The sequence below is a fragment of the Pseudoalteromonas sp. J2K-J031 genome (genome assembly GCF_058197095.2).
The window spans coordinates 3083088-3098296 of sequence record NZ_CM200279.1 but is presented as its reverse complement, the minus strand read 5'-3'; the positions used below and the strand labels follow the sequence as shown (position 1 = coordinate 3098296).

Here is a 15209-nt window from a genome sequence, read left to right as displayed (position 1 = left end):
TTGTTACGACTAAGGTCTCAATTTCAACATCGCTTTGCATTGCTAGAGTCAACGGTGACGATTAATACAATTATCACTCATGTGATTGGTAATGTAAGGGGATATAAATGGCTTTTAAAAATGAAGAACAAGCAAAAGCATATTGGTCAGAAAATCTGTCATTGATGTTTAAGCTGTTAATAGTGTGGTTTGTTGTTTCGTTTGGTTTTGGCATCTTGTTAGTAGATGCGCTAAATGAAGTGCGCTTTTTCGGCTTTAAACTGGGCTTTTGGTTTTCACAACAAGGGTCAATTTACACTTTTGTGGCTTTGATTTTTTTCTATGCATTCAGAATGAACGCATTAGATAAAAAATACGGCGTTGACGAATAAGGAATAAGATGATGGATGTAACTACTCTCACTTTTATAATTGTCGGCGCGACGTTTGCGTTGTACATTGGGATAGCGATTTGGGCGCGAGCCGGATCAACCAAAGAGTTCTATGTTGCGGGTGGTGGTGTACCGCCTTTAGCTAATGGTATGGCTACAGCAGCCGATTGGATGAGTGCGGCGTCATTTATTTCAATGGCAGGTATTATTTCATTTGCAGGGTACGACGGTGGTGTGTACCTCATGGGCTGGACGGGCGGCTATGTATTATTAGCTCTGTGTTTAGCGCCTTACTTACGTAAATTTGGTAAGTTTACCGTACCTGATTTTATCGGTGATCGTTATTACTCTCAAACAGCCCGTACGGTTGCTGTTTTTTGTGCGATCTTCATCTGTTTTACGTACATTGCCGGCCAAATGCGTGGCGTAGGTGTGGTGTTCTCACGTTTCTTAGAAGTTGAAATTGAAACGGGTGTTTACATCGGTATGGTTATTGTTTTCTTCTACGCTGTTTTAGGTGGTATGAAAGGGATTACCTATACGCAAGTTGCTCAGTACTGTGTATTGGTATTTGCTTATTTAGTGCCTGCTATCTTCATTTCATTAATGATGACTGGCCACGTATTACCGCAAACGGGTTTTGGTGCAACACTGAGCGATGGTTCGGGTATGTTCCTTCTTGATAAGCTCGATGGTTTAAGTACCGAACTTGGTTTTTCGCAGTACACCGAAGGCTCAAAGAGCATGATTGATATCTTTGCAATCACTGCCGCGCTAATGGTAGGTACTGCAGGTTTACCGCATGTAATTGTTCGCTTTTTCACTGTACCACGTGTTAAAGATACACGTATTTCAGCAGCTTGGACGATTGTATTTATTGCGATTGTTTATACAACAGCGCCTGCAGTTGCATCGTTTGCCCGTGTTAACATGATTGATACAATTAACGGAAAAGATGGTAGCGGTACTGTGTACGCAGATGCACCAGCATGGGTTAAAAACTGGGAACGTACAGGTTTAATTAAGTTTGATGATAAAAATGGTGACGGCAAAATGTCTTACTCTGCGGGTAAGATGACAGATCCTAGTTCAGCAAATGAAGTGGAAATCGATCGCGACATCATGGTATTGGCAAATCCAGAAATTGCTGATTTACCTGCATGGGTTATCGCATTAGTGGCTGCGGGTGGTATTGCTGCGGCGTTATCAACAACAGCGGGTTTATTATTAGTTATTTCAACTTCGGTATCACACGATTTACTGAAACGGACGTTTAAACCAAATATCACGGACAAGCAGGAGCTAATGGCAGCACGTTTAGCAGCAATGGTGGCTATTGTGGTGTCAGCTTACTTTGGGATTAATCCTCCTGGGTTTGTGGCTTCGGTAGTTGCGTTTGCCTTCGGTTTAGCGGCAGCGAGTTTCTTCCCAGCGATTATCATGGGTATTTTCTCTAAAACCATGAATAAAGAAGGTGCTATTGCTGGTATGGTATCGGGTATTACGTTCACAGCGGGTTATATCATTTACTTCAAATTCATCAGCCCAGAGCTTAATTCTCCGGTTAACTGGTTATTTGGAATTTCGCCAGAAGGTATTGGCTTGATTGGTATGCTGGTAAACTTTGTTGTGGCAGTTGCGGTATTGAAAGTAACAACAGCAACACCGATTGAAGTACAAGAAATGGTGGAAGGCATTCGTAACCCTAAAGGTTCTGAAGCGGCTCACGACCACTAGTCTAAACAGTGTTTAATAAAAAGCTCGACTATGGTCGAGCTTTTTTTTTTCACTATATTGCGTACAGTGTTTAATGATGCAACCCATAGGTAATAGACATGACCATAGAGCAAAAAGAGTTATTTCGATTTATTGTCGCTCAAGCGCCGTTTACCGAATTAGCGCCTGCCGCTACCGAGTACTTCATTGCCCATTTACAAGTTGTCTATATCAGCCGAGAAAATCAGCATCAATGGCTAAATACCGCGGAGCCAAATTTATACCTGATCCGCTCTGGTTCGTTTGATTTAATTGAGCCAAGTGGTGAGCTGGTGGCTCGGTTATCGGAAGGAGATTACTTTGGTTATCCTTCATTGTTAACTGGCGATGAAATAAAAAACCGTTTACAAGTTCAAACCGATGGCATTGTGTATTTACTCAACCAAGAAAGTTTTGATTTTTTACGCCATCAATATAAGGGCTTTGAACAGTATTTTGTGCGCGCACATGCCAATCGGTTGCTTTCATCGCATTATAAAAATCGTGCAGATAATTGGTCTGAACGTCGTATTTCTCAGGTGATGCACAAAGGTGCGGTGACGCTATCACCTGATGCCAGTATCCGACAAACAGCAAAAAAAATGAGCCAGCATGGTGTTTCATCCATCATGATTATGGAAAATGATCGGCTTGTTGGAGTGGTAACCGATCGTGATTTACGCAATCGAGTATTGGCGAGCGAAATTGACCCTAAAGAATCGGTTAGTTTGATCATGAGCGCTAAACCGAAATATATCTTTGAAAACAACCGCGTCTTTTCTGCGCTGCATTTAATGCTGCGTCATAATATCCATCATTTACCTGTGTTAGATGAAAACCATAAGCCACTGGGTATGCTCACCAGCACCGACTTATTAAGGCAGCAAAAATCCGACCCAGTACAGCTGATCGGTCGTATTTATAAAGCTACTACCGTGGCTGAAGTAAAGCGTTATGCATTTGAAATTCCAGAGTTGTTATTAGGGTTTTCTAATAAAGTTGAAGATATTAGTTTGATGGGAAAATTACTGAGTGGCATTACTGATGCGCTGACTTCTCGACTCATTTATTTATATCAAGAAAATCATGGCGCTGCGCCAACGCCGTTTAGTTGGATTTGTTTTGGCTCACAAGCCCGCGAAGAGCAAACGCTGCATTCTGATCAAGATAACGGCCTGTTATTACCCGATGAACTCACGCCCCTGCAGTACGAGTATTTTGCTGCAATGGGCCGTTTTGTTTGTGAGCATTTAGCATTGTGTGGCATTACTAAATGCCCAGGTAACATTATGGCGAGCGAGCCACAATGTTGTTTATCAATCTCGCATTGGCTCGCTAAATTTTCGCATTGGATCAAAAGTCCTTCTCCGAGCGCTATTTTAAACTGCAAAATATTTTTTGATTTGCGTTTTGTTGAAGGTTCCAACGAGTTGTATAAAAGTTTTACTCAAAAACTCAGCGATATGAGTAAAGACCAAATCTTTTTTGCTTCAATGGCAACAGACATTAATAACAACTCAGTGCCAATTGGATTGTTTAATCAGTTTAAATTAGAGCGTACCGAGCAAAAGCATAAATACCTTGATTTAAAGAAACGCGGGGTCGTGATTATTAACGATATTGTCAGGCTTTATGCGCTAAACAGTGGTGTCAAAGCGGCCAATACCGTTGAGCGAGTCGATGCCTTAGTGAAAATTTTGCCCCACAACAAAAAAGATTTATATGATTTAAAAGATTGTTGGCGCTATTTAACGCAGTTGCGTTTGCGCAGTCAGATTAACCAAGAGGGTTTACCGAGTAATTGCATTAATCCAGAAGCGCTTACTTCACTTGAAAAACATCAGCTTAAAGAAGCCTTTTATTTAGTGAAGCAAGCCCAACAAGCGACGGCGTTTAAATTTGCCCGTGGCAGTTTGTAGTTTTTTCTATTTTTGAAATCAAGCAAGGAGTGGCTTGATTGCATGACATGTTTAGTTAGGTCGTTTTGGTAATTTACCTAACACTTTATAAGGAACGCAAAATTGGCAATGTTGAACGCATTAAAACGTTTTTTCGGCATTAAAATTGAACAACAAGAAACGTTGGCACAAAACTGCTATCGAGCGAAATATTTAGTGATTGATTTAGAGCTCACAGGGCTTGACCCTAAAGTCGATGAGATTGTTTCGTTAGCGTGGTTACCCATTGAAGAGCAGCGCATTATTGTAGGGCGCAGCGAGCATTTTATTAATTGTGAAGTAAACGAGTTAAAGCAAAGCCCTATATTTCATGGTATTGATCGCTTTGCGGTAAAAGGCGGCGTGCCATTGCGCGAGGCATTGCTTGAGCTCCAACCTTTATTAAATGATCATGTCTTGGTATTCCATAACGCGGATCTTGATTGGTCATTTTTAAAAGTAGCCTTTCAAAAGGCGAATTTATTACTTGGTTCATCGGTGATGATAGATACCATGAAAATGGAATATAAGCGGTTAATGACGCAAGGCTATGAGATTGCCAGTGATGACTTAAATTTGGCGACTTGTCGCAGTCGTTATCAGTTACCTGAATATTTAACACATAACGCCTTAACTGATGCACTGGCAACGGCCGAGCTATTTTTAGCTCAGCTTAACCAAATAGCAGGTGCAAAAGGGTTAACCTTAAAACAACTGGTGTGACAGCAATAAGGATAATTTTGATTGAGTTATTAACCGTTTAAAATCGCAGGTTGAACGCGAGGGGCTTTTATCTTTGGGGTGAAATCGTTAGTATTTGGCCACCATAATAAAAGCAGAACACCATGAAAAAATTATCTTTATTAACTTTGGCTGTCTTAGCCACAAGCGCTTTTGCCGATGAAGGGCAGTGGCAGCCACACCAATTAGCCGATTTACAAGCCGAATTCACCCGTGTAGGGATTGAACTGCCTGCTAAACAAGTATCTCAATTAGATCAGTATCCACTTAATGCCGTTGTTGGATTAGGTTATTGCTCTGCATCGTTTGTCTCACCAAAAGGCTTAGTGGTTACAAACCACCACTGTGCATACGGTGCGATTCAAAATAATTCAACCGCACAAAAAAACCTGATCACTGAAGGCTTTTTAGCTAAAAACTTCGAACAAGAATTACCAGCCGGCCCGCAAGAGCGTTTATACATTACAGAGCAAGTAACGGATGTAACGGATAAAGTGATTGGTGGCTTATCTGCTGATTTAACGGGTAAAGCCCGTTACGATGCGATAGAAAATAATCGTAAACAGCTGATTGGTGAATGTGAATCAGATGCTAACTACCGCTGTGTTGTGCGCTCGTTCCATCATGGGATGGAATATTTTATGATTAAGCAGCTGATGATTAAAGATGTACGCTTAGTGTATGCGCCTTCAGAGGCGATTGGTAACTACGGTGGTGACATTGATAATTATGAATACCCACGTCACACCGGTGATTTTAGCTTTGTTCGTGCCTATGTTAATAAAGAAGGCAAACCGGCTGAATTTTCAAAAGACAACGTGCCGTATCAACCAAAAAGTTGGTTAAAAGTCTCTGGCTCTGGCGTCAAGCAAGGTGATGGCATTATTTTAGCAGGCTATCCAGGTAGCACATCGCGTTACCGTTTAACCGATGAAATTGTGTATGCCAACGATGTTGCCTATCCACTTGAAGTAAGCACTTATAATTTATTTATTGATACGGTTGAGCGCGCGACTCAAAATAATCCAGAAGCGGCGGTGAAATACGCATCAACGGTCAAGAGCACCAATAATCGCTTGAAAAAACGTTTAGGGTTACTCGATGGTTTTAAAGTGACCGATATTGCAGCAATTAAAGCTGCGCAAGAAGCGCAATTGGTTGCATGGATGAAAGCAGACAGCAGTCGCGCTGAGTATTTAGCCAGCTACGAATCGTTAAAAACGTTACTAGATAAAATTCAGCAAACGCAAAGCGAAGACTTGTTATACAGTTATGCGCAAAATTCAGATTTACTCGCGGCAGCCAGCCGTTTATATCGCCTTGCTAAAGAAAGTGAAAAGCCCAATTCAGCCCGTAAAATTGGTTACCAAGAGCGTGATTTAAAAATGATTGAGTCGGGTTTAAAGCGCACTCAAACTAAATTTGATAGCGATGTTGATGCCAAAGTGTGGCAAGCCTTTTTGGCCTTCTATTTAACGCAGCCAGAAGCGAATCGCATTGCGGCGTTTGACGATGCTTTAGGTTTAAATCCGTCGATGGATGAGGCTGCTTTAACGGCGCTGATCCAACCTTACTATGCCAATACCGAGCTTAATACCATTGATGGTCGTTTAGCCTGGATGGGCAAATCGGTGGCAGAATTTGAGCAATCAAGCGATCCTTTTATCAAACTGGCTGTTTCGTTATATCAAACTAATTTAAAACGTGAAGAAGAATCTGATGAACTCAGCGGTTTATTAGCGCAAGCGCGTCCACAGTTTATGAAGTCGATAATTGCTTATAACCGTGAACTGGGTCGCCCTGTGTACCCAGATGCCAATGGTACGTTACGTGTGACGTATGGCTCGGTTGATGGCTATCCAGCGGCAGATGGCGTTTATAAAACCCCATTTACCTCAGTTAAAGGCTTAATTGCTAAAAACACCAATATAGTACCGTTTAATGCACCTGCTAATTTAGTGGCTGCGTATAACAATAAACAATACGGTGATTATTTTTATAACACGCTTGATGCAACGCCAGATCAAAGTTGGTTATGTAATTTAGTCGGGTGTGAGCAGCCTAAAGCATCGGAATTTAACTCTATTCCGGTTAACTTTTTAAGTAGTGCAGATACCACAGGTGGTAATTCGGGCTCGCCAGTTATGAATGGCCGTGGTGAGTTAGTCGGTTTAAATTTTGACTCTACTTATGAATCAATTACCAAAGATTGGTATTTTAATGCCAAAATCACTCGCGCAATCCATGTTGATATTCGTTATATCTTGTGGTTAATGCAAGAGGTTGATAATGCAGATAACTTATTGGCAGAGATGGATGTGGTGAAATAACCCATTCATGTTAAAAAATAGCCTGAATTCTGGATAAAAACCTATCTTCAGAATTGAAGTTAAATAAAAACGCTTTACCCCAAAAGGATAAAGCGTTTTTTATTATCACAAAACTAAGAAACCTGAACTCTGGATAATAAATCTATCTCCAGTGGCTATTTTCAACAATAACTACGTACCCGCTATTGACGCGTAAACTCGCCTTGTTATCCCTGTAAATCTCCGGTTGGAGAGTTTCTTGTTTTTTATATCAATTAAATCAATGTGTTACTAAATCTCTTAACCAGAGCTCAGGTTAAGAATTAAAAACTTTAAAGCAGCCTTTACCGTTATTTTTTGCTTGATACAAAGCGCTGTCAGCATAAGAGATAAGCTCTTCGCCTACTTCATCGGCGATGGTGGTAAAGGCTATGCCGATACTGATGCCGCACTGTACGGTCTGTTTATCGTTAATGAAAATGGGTTGTTGCACATCATCTAAAATGCGCCCAGCAACTTGGTTAAGTTCATTTTCATCAAGGGGCTGTTGGATTACTACGACAAATTCGTCACCACCAATTCGAGCAACCAGATCATATCGGCGTACCGCATTTAGCAGGCGCTTGCTTACTTCAATCAACACAATATCACCAGCATGGTGGCCATAAGTGTCATTGACCGGTTTAAAGCCATCTAAATCTAAATAGAGTAAATAAACATAGGCTGGTTGGCGCTCAATTCGAGCCGCGACACGAGCTAGTTCATTAAATAATGATTTTCGATTTGCTAAACCGGTTAAGTTGTCGTGGGTTGAATCAAATTCTAATAGGGCTTGGAGTTGTTTTCGTTGTTCTACTTCGTGTCGTAAATCGGTGAGGCTTTTTTGTAATTCTTCGGTACGTTTATCAACTTCTTGTTCGAGTTCAGTTTGGTATTCTGCTAAGCGTTGATTTGCTTCAAACAGTGCTTGTTGATTGTTAAAAGCGTCAAGTGCAGAGGCTATGATGTGGCTGATGGTAAATAAAATATCAACAATCACACCTGAGTATTCATCTTCTCGCCGATAGGATTGAATAATAAAAGCACCTAAAAAGTGCTCTCTGTTTTTTAATGGAAAACACAACCATTGTTTGGGTAACGAACCAAGTACCTTAATAGTGCCAGCTTGTGTGAGTTCCTCTAATTGGCTTTGATTGAAGTTACACACGTTTTGTTGTGCTAAAGCATAATACGTTAAGGTGCTGGTTAAATCTTCAAGTGCGATGCCATTGAGCTCATCGGCATCAAAATCATCTTTTACATCATGAAAATAAGGAAAGGTTAAGCGATCATCGTCACCTAGCAGCACAACATAAAAATTATCGGCATAGGTCACTTTTTGTAAAATACAGTGAATGTCGAGTAAAAAACGATGGATTGAATCACTACTGTTTAAGCATGCGACGATATCTGTCATCCGTTCTAAAACACCAGATTCATTTAAATCAACGTGAGGCATTGAGTTTCCTTGTGTAAACGTGCTTGATTAAAGAGTAGTACTTAAGGGTTAAAAACGCCCGAGTTTTGTTTTCTATTCGTTACATTTTTGATAGGCAAATGGACGGTTTAGATTAAAATATTATTTTTTAATTGTGAGATAAACCCATGAAACCGAACATTACCATTCATTATTGTGTGTTGTGTCAATGGATGCTTCGTGCATCGTGGCTTGCACAAGAGCTACTGAGCACTTTTAGTGATGAGCTTGAACAAGTGGCATTAAAGCCTGCGAGTAAAGGCATCTTTAAAATTTATTACAACGATATTCAAATTTGGTGTCGGGTCGAAGATGAGGGGTTTCCTGAGGCTAAAATACTCAAGCGTCGGGTGCGCGATATTTTAGATCCCGAGCGTGATTTAGGTCATGTTGATAAATAGGTTTGGACATCTAAACATCTAGAGCTTGAAATTTCCAGATATCTAGTCATAATTGCCACTTGTTGTCTGCTAAGTTGAGAATACACCATGCCAATTACTGTCCTTGATGAACTGCCTGCGATTGCCCAATTACGTCATGAAAATGTGTTTGTGATGCCAAAAAGTCGCGCGCAAACCCAAGAAATTAGACCCATGCAATTGGCTATCTTAAATTTAATGCCAAACAAAGTTGAGACAGAAGTGCAGTTTATTCGCCTATTGGCTAATTCTCCTTTGCAGGTGAATGTGGATTTATTGCGCTTAGACACCCATCGCAGTAAAAACACATCAGAACAGCATCTTGATACGTTTTATCGCTATTTTTCTGAAATTAAAGACAATAACTACGATGCGCTCATTATTACCGGCGCGCCTTTAGCGCATTTGGAGTTTGAAGAGGTTGCGTATTGGCAAGAGCTGACCACTATTTTGGATTGGGCTGAGCAACATGTGACATCAACCTTGTTTTCGTGTTGGGCAGCCCATGCTGCGCTCTATCACCATTACGGGTTAAAGCGTAAATTACGTGATGACAAATTATGTGGCGTATTTAAACACCAATGTTTTTTTGAACACGCAGCGTTGACACGTGGTTTTGATGATGACTTTTTAGTGCCGCATTCGCGTTATGGTCATATCGATTTAGTTGATATTGAACCAATTAAAGAGCTTGCTATACTTGCTGGCTCTGAGCGTGTGGGTGCTTATTTATTAAAAAATACCAGCGGCAGCCAAGTGTACATTACAGGCCACCCAGAATACGATGCGCATACTTTGCAAGGCGAATATATTCGTGATTGCGCGAAAGGACCTAATGCACCAAAACCTGAAAACTATTTTGTAGATGATAACCCCGATAGTAAGCCATCTAAAACTTGGCAAAGCCATGCCTTTTTATTGTTTTCAAATTGGCTTAATTATTACGTGTATCAGACGACTCCGTATGATATTAACTTAGTTAGCCAAGATGTAAGGACTAACAACTATGCCGAATAAAGACAAATCAGCCCAGCTAAAAGCTGCGCTTAAGCAACGTATTTTAATTTTAGATGGTGCTATGGGCACCATGATCCAAAAGCATAAATTAGAAGAAGAAGATTATCGTGGTGAGCGGTTTGCCGATTGGCATATTTTGATCAAAGGGAATAATGATTTATTATCCCTCACCCAGCCTGACATTATTGCAACAATCCACCGAGACTATTTATTAGCCGGTGCGGATATTATTGAAACAAATACATTTAACTCAACCACCATTTCAATGGAAGATTATGAAATGGGGCATTTAAGTCGAGAAATTAATGTAGAGTCAGCCAAATTAGCCCGTAAAGTGTGTGATGAAATTGAGGCGCTAGACCCAAGCCGCCCACGTTATGTTGCAGGCGTACTTGGCCCAACGTCGAAAACTTGTTCTATTTCACCTGATGTGAATGATCCTGGTTATCGTAATGTCACTTTTGATGCGCTAGTGGAGGCTTATGTTGAGTCAACGCTTGCTTTAATGGAAGGTGGCGCAGACATTATTTTAATTGAAACGATTTTTGATACCCTTAATTCTAAAGCGGCGTCATTTGCGGTTGAAGAGGCGTTTGAACAAGCAGGGCGCACGTTGCCAGTAATGATTTCGGGTACGATCACCGATGCATCGGGTCGGACATTATCAGGCCAAACAACCGAAGCATTTTATAACTCAATTCGTCACATTAAACCGCTATCAATAGGGTTAAATTGCGCTTTGGGCCCAGATTTATTACGCCAGTATGTTGAAGAGTTATCACGTGTTTGTGAAACCTATACTTCAGTGCATCCAAATGCGGGTTTACCAAACGAATTTGGTGAATACGATTTAGAAGCGCCAGAAATGGCCACTGAAATTATTGATTGGGGCAAAACCGGCTTTATTAATATTGTTGGTGGTTGTTGTGGCACTACGCCAGAGCATATCAAAGCGTTTGCAGATGGTTTAGCAAATGTATCTCCTCGTCCATTACCAGAGCTTGAAGTCAGGATGCGCTTATCTGGTTTAGAAGCGTGTAATCTGAACTAAGGCCACTGTTATGAGTAAAAAAATATCGGTTTTCACCAATGTCGGTGAGCGCACAAACGTAACGGGTTCTGCCAAGTTTAAACGTTTGATCATGAACGAAGATTACGAAGCTGCCTTAAGTGTCGCTCGTGAGCAAGTTGAAAGTGGCGCTCAAGTCATTGATATCAACATGGATGAAGCCATGTTGGATTCGAAAGCGGCCATGGTCAAGTTCTTAAACTTAATCGCCTCCGAGCCTGATATTTCCCGCGTACCCATCATGGTTGATTCGTCAAAATGGGACGTGATTGAAGCGGGTTTAAAGTGTATTCAAGGCAAGGCCATTGTTAACTCCATTTCGCTAAAAGAAGGTGAAGAACCGTTTATTCGCCAAGCTAAGTTGATTAAGCGTTATGGTGCGGCGGCGGTTGTGATGGCGTTTGATGAAACGGGTCAAGCTGAAACTGCAGATCGAAAGTTTGCCATTTGTGAACGCTCGTATCGTTTACTGGTTGATACCATAGGTTTTCCACCCGAAGACATTATTTTCGATCCAAATATTTTTGCTGTTGCAACCGGGATTGAAGAACACGATAACTATGCGGTTGAATTCATTGAAGGGACGCGTCGCATCAAAGCGGGTTTGCCACATTGTAAAGTATCCGGTGGGGTATCGAATGTTTCCTTTTCGTTTCGTGGTAATGACCCTGTACGTGAAGCTATTCACTCGGTGTTTTTATATCATGCCATTCAAGCGGGCATGGACATGGGCATTGTTAATGCCGGCCAATTGGCGGTATATGATGATATTCCCGCAGAGCTGCGCCAAGCCGTTGAAGATGTAGTACTTAATAAAGATCCAGGCGCTGGTGAGCGGCTGGTGGAGTTGGCGCCAAAATATTCGGGTATGGCGCAAGCAGAACGAATTGAAGATTTAGAGTGGCGCAGTTGGCCAGTCGCCAAGCGCTTAGAGCATGCCCTTGTTAAAGGGATCACCGATTTTATTGAAGAAGATACCGAAGAATGTCGCCTTAGTTTTGCCCGCCCAATCGAAGTGATTGAAGGGCCGCTGATGGATGGCATGAACGTGGTTGGCGATTTATTTGGTGAAGGTAAAATGTTTTTACCCCAAGTGGTTAAATCGGCTCGGGTAATGAAACGTGCGGTCGCCTATTTAAATCCGTATATTGATGCGCTCAAAGAAGTGGGGGCCACCAACGGTAAAATCGTAATGGCCACCGTAAAAGGCGATGTGCATGACATTGGTAAAAATATTGTGGGCGTAGTGCTGCAATGTAATAACTATGAAGTGATTGATTTAGGGGTAATGGTGCCTGCAGATAAAATTTTGCAAACCGCCATTGATGAAAAAGCCGATATTATTGGCTTATCAGGTTTAATTACGCCCTCACTGGATGAAATGGTGCATGTAGCCAAAGAAATGACCCGCCGCGGCTTTACGATTCCGCTCTTAATCGGTGGCGCAACCACTTCAAAAGCACATACCGCAGTCAAAATTGAACCACAATACGACAAGGGCGTGATTTATGTTAATAACGCCAGTCGTGCCGTGGGCGTGGTATCGGCTTTATTAAGTGAAACGCAAAAGCCCGAATTTATTGAGCGCACTAAAAAAGAATACGATGTAGTGCGCGACCAACAAGCACGTAAGCGTCCGCGCGCTCGCGCCGTCACTATTGAACAAGCCCGTGCGAACTGCGCTAAATTAGATTGGCAAAACTACACGCCACCGGTGCCGAAAAAACTCGGTGTGACAGAGTTTAAAAATGTCTCTATTGCCACACTTCGCCAATATATTGATTGGACTCCGTATTTTATGACGTGGTCAATTGCTGGCAAATACCCGCGTATTTTGCACGACGAAGTTGTAGGTGAACAAGCACAAAGCCTGTTTGCCGATGCCAATGCAATGCTCGATGAGCTAGAACAAACTGGCGCGCTGCAACCATTAGGCGTGATTGGTTTATTTCCTGCAAATCGAGTGGGCGATGACATTGAGATTTATAGCGATGAAACTCGCACTGAAGTCTTGGCGTTGTCGTGTCATTTACGTCAGCAAACCGAAAAAACGGACTTTGCGAATTACTGTTTAGCCGACTATATAGCGCCAAAAGGCACGCCTGATTACTTTGGTGCGTTTGCGGTCACTGGGGGGCTTGAAGAGGATGATTTAGCCCAAGCGTTTGATGATAAACAAGATGATTATAATAAAATCATGGTTAAAGCGGTTGCCGATCGGTTGGCCGAGGCCTTTGCTGAATATTTACATCAACAAGTGCGTAAAGAATATTGGGGTTATGCGCCTGATGAAAACTTATCAAACGAAGAACTTATTCGCGAAAATTACCAAGGTATTCGCCCTGCACCGGGTTATCCTGCGTGTCCTGAGCATACTGAGAAAAAGAAAATTTGGCAGTTACTTGATACGCAATCCCGCATTGGTATGGAGCTGACAAGTTCCTATGCTATGTGGCCGGGCGCTGCGGTATCGGGTTGGTATTTTTCTCACCCAGAGGCAAAATATTATGCGGTTGCAACCATTCAACAAGATCAAGTTGCCGATTATGCCAAGCGTACCAATATGACACTCACTGAAGCCGAGCGTTGGTTATCGCCTAATTTAGGGTATGAGCCACAAGACTAAAAACATAACATTCAATGCTATGTTAAAAACCAGCCAGCGCGCTGGTTTTTTATTTTTGGCCTTAAATCACCTCTTTCAATAGGTGGTTGTCATCATTTAAGCGTTGAATATAAAAAATATTCATGCTGATGCTTTACTTGATTTTTCGTGAAGTCATGTAAGGAAAAAGCATGATTCGATCAGGGAAAACATCGCATGCGTATTGGCGATATCAAATATCGGTCGTTCAGTTGTTTTTTAAAGCGGACGCTTGAGGTTGAAAATCGCTGCCTGAGATAAGTTGAAAATTTAGGTGTGAGATTGACGAGTAAAACAGCAGCTCAAATTGAGCTGCTGTGGCGAAATTAATCAACGTAAAATTTTTGTTGGAATTTCAATACTTGAATTTGTTTGTCTTGCTGTAGCTCGATTTCGAAGCGATGGATTTCTTCATTATGAAATTTAATGGGCGCGAGGTAATACACTGCATCGCCATCAACCACTTCTTTAAATTCAAGGTCAATCGCATTACCTAATAAATTACGTGCCTTGCCTTTGATGGAAACGCGCTGCGCAACTTTATCTTTTGTGCGGCTATCAAGGACAGAAATGTTAATGACACCTGAAAACTTGCTTCGCTCTAATCCATAATGTTTGGCAATATTGGGTTGTAAAAATGTTGATGGAAAAGCGATGTAGTGTACTTCCCAATCCCCTAATTGTTTAAATTGTCCACCTTGGTCTTCAGCGTGGCTTGTCAGTGAATAAGTAAGTAACAATAAACTGCAACAGAGTGTTAAAAATCGGGTGACCATAAAATGTCCCTTGGTATATTTAGCATTTTAAATGTAGGTTATTGGCCATCAATGGATGACCAAGCTTAATCGTCAGTAATACAAATTAATTGAGCGCGATTCACTTCAACGAAAGTAATTAGCGCATTAAATCCATAAATAAAATTTGTAAAAATTGTAGGCCAATGATCAGTACTAAAATCGATAAATCTAAGCCGCCTAGCGGAGGTAATATTTTACGAATAGGGCGACACATAGGCTCGGTTAATTGATGAAATACAGCTTCTATAGGGTTATTGCCTTGGCTAACCCAGCTTAAAATAGCGCGTAAAATTAATACCCAAAAGACCAAGTTAAACGCTTCTTTTAGTAACGTAAAAGCACCTAAGATAAGTGCGTTAACAGGATTAAACTGGCCTGCAAATAACAGCATTATGGTGCTCACTTTTGCAATCGCCACGATAAAGGCGAGCACTAAGCAGGCTAAATCAATACCGCCAAATCCTGGAATAACTCGGCGTAATGGATTGACCAAAGGGGCGGTCGCTTTTATAACAAATTGGCTTAATGGATTGTAAAAGTCTGCTTTAACCCATTGCAGCCAAAAACGCAGCAGTACCACCATTAAAAATAAATCAAAAGCAATTTCGACTAAAAATTGGAATGCATTCATAACT

Annotated in this window: 12 protein-coding genes; 9 read left to right on the top strand and 3 right to left on the bottom strand. The window is 41.4% G+C overall.

Annotated features, from left to right (window positions below; translation table 11 throughout):
• Positions 1-107 precede the first annotated feature (107 nt).
• From AC3KZC_RS13965 to AC3KZC_RS13945, 5 genes are all read left to right on the top strand, one after another.
• Positions 108-371 carry a DUF4212 domain-containing protein gene (locus tag AC3KZC_RS13965; RefSeq protein WP_490577016.1) on the top strand — a complete coding sequence of 88 codons (264 nt, stop codon included), beginning with the start codon at positions 108-110 and terminating at the stop codon, positions 369-371.
• An 11-nt stretch (positions 372-382) separates the two neighbouring features.
• Positions 383-2107, top strand: coding sequence for a sodium:solute symporter family protein (locus tag AC3KZC_RS13960; RefSeq protein ID WP_490577115.1), 1725 nt, complete (start codon positions 383-385; stop codon positions 2105-2107).
• Between the two features lie 98 nt (positions 2108-2205).
• Positions 2206-4044: a DUF294 nucleotidyltransferase-like domain-containing protein gene (locus tag AC3KZC_RS13955; protein ID WP_490577017.1), complete on the top strand. Its 1839-nt coding sequence runs from the start codon at positions 2206-2208 to the stop codon at positions 4042-4044.
• 108 nt (positions 4045-4152) lie between these two features.
• Complete coding sequence (locus AC3KZC_RS13950; protein ID WP_490577018.1) at positions 4153-4785, top strand: 3'-5' exonuclease; 633 nt, start codon at positions 4153-4155, stop codon at positions 4783-4785.
• 122 nt (positions 4786-4907) lie between these two features.
• Positions 4908-7133, top strand: a complete 2226-nt coding sequence (locus AC3KZC_RS13945) for a S46 family peptidase (RefSeq protein WP_490577019.1) — start codon at positions 4908-4910, stop codon at positions 7131-7133.
• Positions 7134-7428: 295 nt separating this feature from the next.
• On the opposite strand, the gene AC3KZC_RS13940 is transcribed toward AC3KZC_RS13945, so the two are convergent.
• A complete protein-coding gene (locus AC3KZC_RS13940) occupies positions 7429-8610 on the bottom strand; it encodes a GAF domain-containing protein (RefSeq protein ID WP_490577020.1) in 1182 nt (393 codons plus the stop codon).
• Between the two features lie 146 nt (positions 8611-8756).
• On the opposite strand from AC3KZC_RS13940, the gene AC3KZC_RS13935 reads away from it, so the two are divergent.
• From AC3KZC_RS13935 to metH, 4 genes are all read left to right on the top strand, one after another.
• On the top strand, positions 8757-9029 hold the full coding sequence (locus AC3KZC_RS13935) for an Rdx family protein (protein WP_490577021.1): 273 nt from the start codon (positions 8757-8759) through the stop codon (positions 9027-9029).
• Between the two features lie 87 nt (positions 9030-9116).
• Positions 9117-10064 (top strand): homoserine O-succinyltransferase MetA, encoded by a 948-nt coding sequence (gene metA, locus AC3KZC_RS13930; RefSeq protein WP_490577022.1) that lies wholly within the window; start codon positions 9117-9119, stop codon positions 10062-10064.
• A complete protein-coding gene (locus AC3KZC_RS13925; protein ID WP_490577023.1) occupies positions 10054-11115 on the top strand; it encodes a homocysteine S-methyltransferase family protein in 1062 nt (353 codons plus the stop codon). The genes metA and AC3KZC_RS13925 overlap by 11 nt, the downstream gene beginning before the upstream one ends.
• A 10-nt stretch (positions 11116-11125) precedes the next feature.
• A complete protein-coding gene (gene metH / locus AC3KZC_RS13920; protein ID WP_490577024.1) occupies positions 11126-13759 on the top strand; it encodes a methionine synthase in 2634 nt (877 codons plus the stop codon).
• A 344-nt stretch (positions 13760-14103) separates the two neighbouring features.
• Here the strand turns inward: metH and AC3KZC_RS13915 are convergent, their stop codons facing one another.
• Both AC3KZC_RS13915 and AC3KZC_RS13910 read right to left on the bottom strand, forming a co-directional pair.
• Positions 14104-14553, bottom strand: a complete 450-nt coding sequence (locus AC3KZC_RS13915; RefSeq protein WP_490577025.1) for a DUF4426 domain-containing protein — start codon at positions 14551-14553, stop codon at positions 14104-14106.
• A gap of 118 nt (positions 14554-14671) precedes the next feature.
• Entirely contained in the window at positions 14672-15205 is a 534-nt protein-coding gene (locus AC3KZC_RS13910) for a YggT family protein (protein WP_490577026.1), read from the bottom strand.
• Between the last annotated feature and the right edge of the window lie 4 nt (positions 15206-15209).